Source organism: Microcystis sp. LE19-84.1B (assembly GCF_027531875.1).
GTDB classification, from domain to species: domain Bacteria; phylum Cyanobacteriota; class Cyanobacteriia; order Cyanobacteriales; family Microcystaceae; genus Microcystis; species Microcystis panniformis.
The window spans coordinates 1-1,719 of sequence record NZ_JAPZSR010000487.1 but is presented as its reverse complement, the minus strand read 5'-3'; the positions used below and the strand labels follow the sequence as shown (position 1 = coordinate 1,719).

Sequence of the window (1,719 nt, the reverse complement as noted above, 5' to 3'; positions counted from 1 at the left end):
AAAACTATCAACAACTCATGCTTGTAAAGCTTGTACAATAGGGCTTTGAGTTTTTGTTAGATTGATATTTATCAACTTTAGAGCATTGCTGGACAGAGAGGGAGCTTGGGGAATTTTCTACAGTGTAAGTTCGGAAGAACCTCTCTTTTTGTCAAATTTTATGTTAAGAAAGATGTGACTAATGGATAGCTTATTAAGGGGGGCAGGGGGGATCAAAGACAAAATCTATCTTCAACTTAATTATAACCACTTACTTAAGTAGTCCAGCAAAATTAATTTTCTAGGTTCGAGTGGACAATCGCCAATTCTTGCCGCCAAACTAGCAAGGATTTCTCCCCAGCTAGTTCCCATTTTTGCGCTAAAAAAGGTCGAGTATTTTTGCCCAAATTATAGGGGATGACAATCTCTTCCCAGAGAGAGCCTAAGGAAAGTGGGGAAGAAAATAAAGCTCCGAATAATCCCCCTAAAAGTAGGACAATAGCTAGAGGGCGACGAGTTTGACTTAATTCAAAAGCTTTCAGTTGCAATTCTCCCGTCACATCGACACCAAAACCCGTTACTATATGCCAGATATCGTGAGTTTGCCGTAGGCGAAGCAGCAGATAATCTGTATCGGAATTTACCTAAATAGACCGATAAAAATTAGGACCAAAATTGAGACTAATTAGGTGAGTAGCATAATGATAACCTAGGGAATCTTCTGGAAGTTTTAGCAAGGTTTCTAAACAGGGACTAGCGGCTATATATTGGGCAATTATTTGGGCGGTAGCTCGATCGCTTTTTTTATAATTTTATATTTTATAACCCCCTATTATTCGAGTTCTTGAGGTTCAATAACCAACTTAATTACCTGAATAATTAATTTGATTGTTTCCCGAGAAAGTCTTCCGATAGACTCCGTTAAAAGACGCTTATCAACCGTGAAAACCTGTGAAACATTAACAACACTGGATTCAGGTAAATTCCCTTCACCCTCATTCAATAAAACATTACCAATAGCTTTTGCTCGTCTCAAATTGGTTGTTAATGCACACACAATAACCGTCCCAATTTGGGACTGATTCAGAGCATCATTTTGCACCACAACACAAGGACGAAGATAAGCAGGTTCAGAACCTTGTGGTTCTCCTAAATCAATCCAATAAATCTCTCCTTGAAAAATCGTCATATTTACTCAGATAATTGACGTTGATGATGGCGTATTCCCTCTAACATTAAAGTTTCTGATTCGTCCAATCCATCACTATAAGCTTCATTCCAACTATCTATTAATGCTTGTTTAGTTTTTTTTTGATTATTCAATCCTAATTGTTGATGTAACTGCTCCAATAACCATTTTTTATCTTCAAATGAAAAATTTCGTAACTTTTGTTCCAGTTCAATAATTTGAGGGGATATCATAAAATTAACTCCATTTAACATTGAGCTATATCATAATTCTAACAACAAAAAAGCACCCCCTTGCGGGAGTGCCTTTTTGTTCAGACTAGGAATTAACCATTGATAGCAGGAGCAATCAGAGCCACAGGAGCCTGTTCACCACTAGCTAAGTCTAAGGGGAAGTTGTGTGCATTACGTTCGTGCATTACTTCCATACCGATACCAGCGCGGTTTAACACATCGGCCCAAGTACCGATTACACGACCTTGAGAATCGAGAATCGACTGGTTGAAGTTGAAACCATTGAGGTTAAACGCCATGGTGCTAACACCCATTGCC

The 1,719-nt window shown here is 38.4% G+C and carries 4 protein-coding genes; all 4 read right to left on the bottom strand.

The window, feature by feature from the left end:
* Positions 1–272: 272 nt before the first annotated feature.
* The gene (locus tag O9324_RS27060) at positions 273–602 is read right to left on the bottom strand and encodes a Coq4 family protein (protein WP_288141823.1); all 330 of its coding nucleotides are present in this window, start codon (positions 600–602) and stop codon (positions 273–275) included.
* Positions 603–811: 209 nt separating this feature from the next.
* Positions 812–1,168, bottom strand: a complete 357-nt coding sequence (locus O9324_RS27055; RefSeq protein WP_287628469.1) for a type II toxin-antitoxin system PemK/MazF family toxin — start codon at positions 1,166–1,168, stop codon at positions 812–814.
* Between the two features lie 2 nt (positions 1,169–1,170).
* A complete protein-coding gene (locus O9324_RS27050) occupies positions 1,171–1,401 on the bottom strand; it encodes a hypothetical protein (protein ID WP_193960257.1) in 231 nt (76 codons plus the stop codon).
* A 92-nt stretch (positions 1,402–1,493) separates the two neighbouring features.
* A partial coding sequence (locus O9324_RS27045; RefSeq protein ID WP_272079371.1) for a hypothetical protein occupies positions 1,494–1,719 on the bottom strand: 226 nt, incomplete at its 5' end.

What these genes read in the sequence shown, in the direction of transcription:
- O9324_RS27050 (WP_193960257.1), bottom strand. Translation starts at nt 1,401, where the DNA reads ATGATATCCCCTCAAATTATTGAACTGGAACAAAAGTTACGAAATTTT.
- O9324_RS27055 (WP_287628469.1), bottom strand. Translation starts at nt 1,168, where the DNA reads ATGACGATTTTTCAAGGAGAGATTTATTGGATTGATTTAGGAGAACCA.